8 protein-coding genes and 1 pseudogene are annotated in these 6538 nt (G+C 60.2%); 6 read left to right on the top strand and 3 right to left on the bottom strand.

What is annotated here, in order from left to right:
* Positions 1 to 97 precede the first annotated feature (97 nt).
* The 6 genes from BM075_RS21465 (at position 98) to BM075_RS21490 (ending at position 4756) form a co-directional block, all read left to right on the top strand.
* Positions 98 to 364 carry an accessory factor UbiK family protein gene (locus BM075_RS21465; RefSeq protein ID WP_093362756.1) on the top strand — a complete coding sequence of 89 codons (267 nt, stop codon included), beginning with the start codon at positions 98 to 100 and terminating at the stop codon, positions 362 to 364.
* Positions 365 to 756: 392 nt separating this feature from the next.
* Positions 757 to 1257: a type III secretion system chaperone family protein gene (locus tag BM075_RS21470; protein ID WP_093362757.1), complete on the top strand. Its 501-nt coding sequence runs from the start codon at positions 757 to 759 to the stop codon at positions 1255 to 1257.
* Positions 1258 to 1384: 127 nt separating this feature from the next.
* Positions 1385 to 2197 carry a pyrroline-5-carboxylate reductase gene (gene proC / locus BM075_RS21475; RefSeq protein ID WP_093362758.1) on the top strand — a complete coding sequence of 271 codons (813 nt, stop codon included), beginning with the start codon at positions 1385 to 1387 and terminating at the stop codon, positions 2195 to 2197.
* Positions 2194 to 2532, top strand: a complete 339-nt coding sequence (locus BM075_RS21480; RefSeq protein WP_093362759.1) for a tRNA-binding protein — start codon at positions 2194 to 2196, stop codon at positions 2530 to 2532. Before proC ends, BM075_RS21480 begins: the two co-directional genes overlap by 4 nt.
* Before the next feature lie 803 nt (positions 2533 to 3335).
* Positions 3336 to 3671 (top strand): hypothetical protein, encoded by a 336-nt coding sequence (locus tag BM075_RS21485; protein WP_093362760.1) that lies wholly within the window; start codon positions 3336 to 3338, stop codon positions 3669 to 3671.
* A gap of 233 nt (positions 3672 to 3904) precedes the next feature.
* Complete coding sequence (locus tag BM075_RS21490; RefSeq protein WP_093362761.1) at positions 3905 to 4756, top strand: DUF3800 domain-containing protein; 852 nt, start codon at positions 3905 to 3907, stop codon at positions 4754 to 4756.
* Positions 4757 to 5216: 460 nt separating this feature from the next.
* Here BM075_RS21490 and BM075_RS21495 read toward each other — a convergent pair whose 3' ends face one another.
* The 3 genes and pseudogenes from BM075_RS21495 to BM075_RS21505 form a co-directional block, all read right to left on the bottom strand.
* Positions 5217 to 5720, bottom strand: coding sequence for a hypothetical protein (locus BM075_RS21495; RefSeq protein ID WP_143089926.1), 504 nt, complete (start codon positions 5718 to 5720; stop codon positions 5217 to 5219).
* 17 nt (positions 5721 to 5737) lie between these two features.
* Positions 5738 to 6259, bottom strand: coding sequence for a S24 family peptidase (locus tag BM075_RS21500; protein WP_342741266.1), 522 nt, complete (start codon positions 6257 to 6259; stop codon positions 5738 to 5740).
* Positions 6256 to 6538 (bottom strand): annotated as a pseudogene (locus BM075_RS21505) (IS5/IS1182 family transposase); the annotation flags it as partial. The pseudogene BM075_RS21505 and the gene BM075_RS21500, both read right to left, overlap by 4 nt.

Raw genomic sequence — 6538 nt, forward strand, 5'->3', positions numbered from 1 at the left:
CGGTATCGCTCATGCCCGTCGTTTTGAGGCGAAGTCAACCTTGAGGCCGCGGCACCCGCGGGCCATATAGACGTCATAGCTAACAAACGGGTGCCCCATGCAAAGCCGGAACAAGATCTTCGACGATATGGCTCAGCTGATGACCAACGCAATGGGTGTGGCCCAGGGCGCGAAGGACGAAGCCGAGACCGCCTTCAAATCCATGATTGACCGCTGGCTGGCGGATCGCGATTTCGTCACGAGAGAAGAGTTCGACGCCGCCCGCGCCATGGCGCAGAAGGCCCGCGAGGAAAACGAGGCCCTGAAGGCCCGCATCGAAGCACTGGAAGCGGCGCAGGCGAAATCGGCGCCCGAAGGGGTCTGACCTCTCTCGTTTTTTTGTGCCACAACCGGGGTTGAAGGCGCGCCATGTCCGGGGCGCCTTTTTCTTGATCGCGCGGCAATTCGCCCTGCTTGTTTTCTGCCGAGCTGTTCGACGTCGCCGGCCGACAACGCACAAGCCGGCATTTGAATGCGATGCGACGCCGCCACGGTCGGAATGGTGTCCTGAACAGCAACGGCACTTGTTCGGCAGCGAAATGCTGCCGGTTCCGCTGCAACGGTTCGCTGGCGGTTGCGAAAAATGTTCTTTACACAGGCGGGGCTTTGCTCGCACCATATATTGTAAGGGCGGCGGCCCAGTCCGCCGAACCTAGAGCAGGCAGCAAGCCCTAGTTGCACGCAAGATGGCTAGGGTGACAACAAATGAGGCCAGGCATGTCACTCTCCGAAGAGTTTCTGACAGACGACGTACATCCCATCGACATCGTGGAAGACCTGGCTGAAACCAATGCCTGGGACTTCGACCGTATCGGCGACGATCAGATCGCGATGGCCGTCGAGGGGCAGTGGCGGACATATTCGATCACCCTCGCGTGGTCGGCCTACGACGAAACTCTGCGGCTGATCTGCACGTTCGAGATGGAGCCCGCCGAAGAGAAGTTGCCGCGTCTCTACGAGATCCTGAACCTCGTAAACGACAAGTGCTGGGCGGGCGCCTTCACGTACTGGCGTGACTCGAAGCTGATGACCTATCGCTACGGGTTGCTGCTCTCGGGTGGGCAACTCGCTTCCGCCGACCAGATCGACCGGCTGATCGGAACGGCTGTCATGGCCGCCGAGCGGTATTACCCGGCGTTCCAACTTGTGGTGTGGGGTGATCAGGATCCCGCGGTGGCGCTCGACGTTGCCATCGCGGAAGCCTACGGCCGCGCGTGAGCTGAGAAGAAGGGTCACGCCTCTTTCCTCTGTTGCCAATCCTGCGGGCGAGATTGCCATCGCAACAGGCCGTTGCAGCCTGCGCCGGGCGGACATACCCTCCGGCGGAAACTGACAGGGGACCTTTATGAACAACGAAGACGTGCGCCGCCGCGGGTTGATGCTTCTGGGCTGTGGCAAGATGGGATCGGCCATGTTGCAGGGGTGGCTGTCTGGTGGACTTCCGGCAGAGGCCGTGACCGTTTTGGACCCGCACCCGTCCGACTGGCTGCACGCACAAGGCGTCCGGCTGAACGAGGAAATGCCGGCGGATCCGGCGGTGGTGCTGGTGGCGGTCAAGCCGCAGATGATGGAGGAGGCCTTGCCGCGCATCGCACGCTTCGGCGGGGGGGAAACGCTGGTGGTCAGCGTGGCGGCTGGGACTCCGATCAAACGGTTCGAGGACGCGCTGGGGGCGGAAACTCCGGTCGTCCGGGCCATGCCGAACACCCCGGCTGCGGTGGGGCGCGGGATCACGGCGATCATCGGCAGCGCGCGGGTTTCCGACGCGCAGCTGGACCTTGCGGAGCGCCTGCTGGAGCCGACGGGGCAGGTGGTGCGGCTCGAGAGCGAGACCCAGATGGACGCGGTGACGGGCGTTTCGGGGTCGGGGCCGGCCTATGTCTTTCACATGGTGGAGGCGCTCGCGCTGGCCGGGGAGGCGCAGGGTCTGCCGAGCGGGCTGGCGATGGACCTAGCGCGGGCCACGGTGACCGGGGCGGGGGCGTTGCTCGATGCCTCGGAGGAGAACGCCGAGCAGCTGCGGATCAACGTGACCTCGCCGGGCGGGACGACGGCGGCGGCGCTGGAGGTTCTGATGAGCGAGGAGGACGGCCTGCCGGTGCTGATGTGCCGGGCGGTCGGGGCCGCGGCGGACAGAAGCCGGGAGCTGGGCAAGTGAGCGACCTTTCTTTCGACGACTTTCTGAAGGTGGACATCCGGGTCGGCGAGGTTCTGCGGGCCGAGCCCTACCCGGAGGCCCGCAAGCCCGCGATCAAGCTCTGGATCGATTTCGGGCCGGAGATCGGGGAGAAGAAGAGCTCCGCCCAGATCACCCGCCACTACGATGTGGAGACGCTGCCGGGGCGGCAGGTGCTGGCGGTGGTGAATTTCCCGCCCCGGCAGATCGGGAAATTCCTCTCCGAGGTGCTCGTGCTGGGCATTCCTGACGCGGACGGGGAGGTCGTCCTGCTGACCCCGGACAAGGACGTGCCGGTGGGCGGGCGGATGTACTGACGGCTGTCCCTTGTGTGGGACGGGTCGCTGATGATGAGATCTCAATGGGTTACGGAAACGGATCCAGGAATTCTTAATCCTCCGATGTGCGTTGACACTTAAACCTGCACCGATGCCGGAAGAGCGGGGGCTTGGGTGGAAGACCTTGGAAGGCCCTTGCAAACAAGGGCGTCTGAGGGTGTCGGGCGTTTGCGGGTCGATGGCGTCCGTAGTTTGCACCTGGGGGCGAAAAAGGGGGAATCGGCGTTCGGCGGGCCACGGGGTGGAGGACGCTGCTGCCGGTGCCAGAGTCGCTTTCAAAGCTGTTTAAACAATGGTTCTGGGCGGCATCGGACCTCCGCTGACCGCCGTCTTGTTGTCGGAATCCGGAGCGCAATCCTGCAAATCGCGTTGCGCGTTCGTTTACACAATTGCATGTTCTGGCTAAGTCACTGTCCGAAAAGGGTAATGTGGTTCTTGAGGGCGGTTGTAAGAAGCCTTGAACATGCGACCGATCCCGGGCTGCTAAGCCGCCCTAGCCCCCTATTACGTTGGTTGAGTACCTGTCGTAGAGGGGCCACATGTAGTAGAGGCCACTTCAATTAGTGTCGCAAGCTTGACTCGCGACTATATCGAATCGAGACTGCAGACGACGATTGGGAACAGATGCGCCGCCAAGGCGGCAACCAAGGCGGCGCTAACTTTCCGATCTCCGCAACATTATAAGATGGGCCGCTGCGGATAGCTGGGTAAGATGAAGTAATCCTATCTGGGACGACCAGTAAGTCAAGGTGCCTGTCGCTCACAAGCAACGGAGCGCCACGATGGCGACTTACATGATCGCGTTTCGACTAAACATGAACGCAACCTACTCAGACCGCAGGGACTCGGTGGTGAGGGCGATACGTGCCGAAGCCAACGGCAGCACGACTTGGGAAGAGATGACCTCTCTCATCGTTCTCAGGTCGAACAAGAGTGCAGATGAATTGGCGCGTAGCATCTACGTGTCGTCCCTTTTCGACGGCACTTCGGACGCATTGCTGGTCGTGAACATGGACAACAATACGCATGCGACGCGAGGCGAGATCATCGACCCCTTAACCTTGGGGACGTTCTTCAGCACAGAGGCCAACGGTTTCCTCAACGCGCTCTTGGGCTAAAAACGACTGGTGCGGACAGGCCGGCACTCTCAGAAGTTGGGCTGTCCGCATATCGATGCCGGAGCGAATGCGCTGTGCTTTTGTCGTCACAAGAATTGCGTCCAGCTTCAGCCACGCAAGTTTTCGCAGTTTGGCGTTGAACTGATATTCGTCGTCGACCGTGGCTAGCTGGCAGGCGGGTTCTTGAAAGTCATCTTGTTGACTCCTTTTAACGTCAGGTATTTTCATGATTCATGACTGATGAGTACGAGCCCTATGAGTACGTTTTATACGTTGATGAAGCCGGAGACGATGGCCTCAAACGGGTCAAGCCTATCGACAAAAATGGTGGGAGCGAATGGCTTTGCATTGGCGGTTTGCTGATCCGCGCCAAATTCGAGCATCAGACCGTTGAATGGGTCAAAGACATGCGCGCTGATATTAATGCCGTCCAAGGCCCGGCGTTGCACTATCGAGATCTGTCTCCGACCAAGAGGGCGAGGGCCTGCGAACTGCTCGCCAGGTACCCGTGCAGGTTGTTTGCGGTCGCATCAAATAAAAAAAATATGCGAGGCTATAACAACTCGCGTGCCGCCAAACGCGGCGGAAAACAGTGGTACTACAACTATTGCGTGCGACTCCTCATGGAGCGGGTTACGGACTTTTGCTTGCTGGACAGCATAGAGCGTTTCGGGTCACCAAGGTATGTCCGGGTCGTGTTCAGTTTGCGCGGCGGGCATTCTTACGGCCAGACGAAAGCATACTGGCAACTCCTTAAAGCCCAAGCGGCGGGTGGCTCGACGTTCTTGAACAAGAGGGAGATCGCGCATCAAGTTCTTCGGTTTGGGTTGGTTGAGTATGTGCCGCACTACAGCGTGGCGGGACTGCAACTGGCCGACGTTGTCGCAAGTTCGATTTACCAAGCTGCTGATGCGCTGGGCCCCAAGTGGGCCGTCGAGCCAGCCAAGGCTCTGGAACCAAGAATGGGGCGAGAGGCGAATGTAGTAGCGGATTACGGTCTTGTCTTACAACCATCACCGCCATGGAAGGCGAACCTAACCGATGACCAAAAGTCCATTTTTTCGCATTACGGCTATAAATTTTAAGGCGCGTGGGCCCCGGACCCAAGTTGCTTGAAGTCTGACAGGCTGTCATCCAACTGGACAACCGTACTCCAAACCGCCAGAGCCGCTTATTGCGCCCCAACATGGGTTTTCCCCGGCGTATCCCACGCAACGAATCGTCACATATCTTGTGTAATGTGTCACCCAGAAACTGAAAATCCGCGACATATAGTCATCTTTTTGCTTGCATGACTTGGTGAGTCATCTCGTAGGTGACGGGCTTTTCAAGTGCGCTGCGCAGCGCAATGGTGTCGCGTTCCGCATCGCCAATTCCGTACACGGAGGGATTGCTGTGGCGGTAGCTTAACTCCACCGTATACCGGTATAGGTCCTTCTCGCTACAGGGCTGATAAACGCCCTTCGCGCCGCGCTCGACAATGCTGCGACTTAATCCGCCCAAGGGAGCCAGCGTGCCTCATGAGTTGGTGAAATATACGACCGCCTATTCGAAGGGCTGGATGGCGAGAGGTTGTGCGGGTTCTGACGTGCTCCAGTCTCGAAGGTACTTCGCGTCGATCCAGTAGGTAGAGTCTACGTTTTCCAGCGCTTCCAGTTCCACACCTACGATGTAGATGAAATCCACCAGGAGCGCGGTGTTGATGTAGGCACGAACCGCATGTCCCCATGACCCCGGGAGGGCCAAGGCGCAGTCAAGCTGGCGCAGAAGTTCGTCCGCATCGGCGACAGAGATCGTACCCGCAGAGACGCTGTCCCCGATTTTCTCGACCTCATACGTATTGTCGAAGGTCGCGCAGATCGGGACCGGTTCTCCCGTGGAGAAGACCGTGACTGTGGTCGGCACGATGTTCTTTTCGCCGAAGCTGTCGGCAGCCAGGATGTCCGCATACTTTTCGGCCAGATCTGGTCGCCGCGTGAAGGAATCGGCGTTGACTGCCACGGCCGGCGTAGCGCCGAGGATTGCGGTTGCGAAGATGATGAGCTTCATCCGGCGGTCTCCGTTCGTCACCAGGTCCGGCAACTCCAGACCACTTCCCCAATAATCTCGTCATAGAAGGTGTCCATGTCTGCACCGGACCGGATCTCCGTCTGGTGTGCGGGGTTGTCGGCGCGCAACACGATCTGGGTTGGAAAGCGTTCAAGGCGGCGGGTGCGGACGGTGCCGTCGCGATCTTCATAGGCGTACACGCGGCCACTGATCGCCTCCGCGCGATTGCGATCGGCCATCACCAGGTCGCCTGCTCGCAGGGTCGGCGCCATGGCGTCGTCGCGGATCGGTACGAGGGCGCCCTGCTCCGGATCGATGCCGAGCTGGCGGAGCCATGTCGCCGAAAAGGCCAAGTGGCGAGACGGGGCGGTTTCTTCCGTGAGGGTCCCCTTGCCTGCGGCGAGGAATGCGTCCCAACGGTCAATGGCCTCGAACTCGTTGCCGCGGATCAGCTTTACGAGTTTTTCGTTTCCCTGAAGGGGGCGTTGTTGTAGAAAGGCGGCCCGAGGCGTGAGTGCCCCTTTCCCGTTCAGGCTCAGGCCACGCGGACGACCTCGGCAGTGCCGATCGCGTTGAAGCGATTGATAAGGGCGACCCGGATGTGAATTTCGGCGGTTTGGCGATCGGGATCCCGCGCGGCGATGCGCTCACCGAAGGCCTTCAGGCATCGCATCTTGGCCTCCACGCGGCTGCGGGCGTGGTATCCGGTCCATCGCTTCCAGAATGCCCGACCGTAGTGACGCGTGGCGCGCAGGGTTTCGTTGCGCGCCTTGGCAGCCGGGCAGTCCGCTTTCCAAGCCCGACCGTTCCTTCGGATC

This window comes from Tropicimonas isoalkanivorans (assembly GCF_900112335.1).
Classification (GTDB): domain Bacteria; phylum Pseudomonadota; class Alphaproteobacteria; order Rhodobacterales; family Rhodobacteraceae; genus Tropicimonas; species Tropicimonas isoalkanivorans.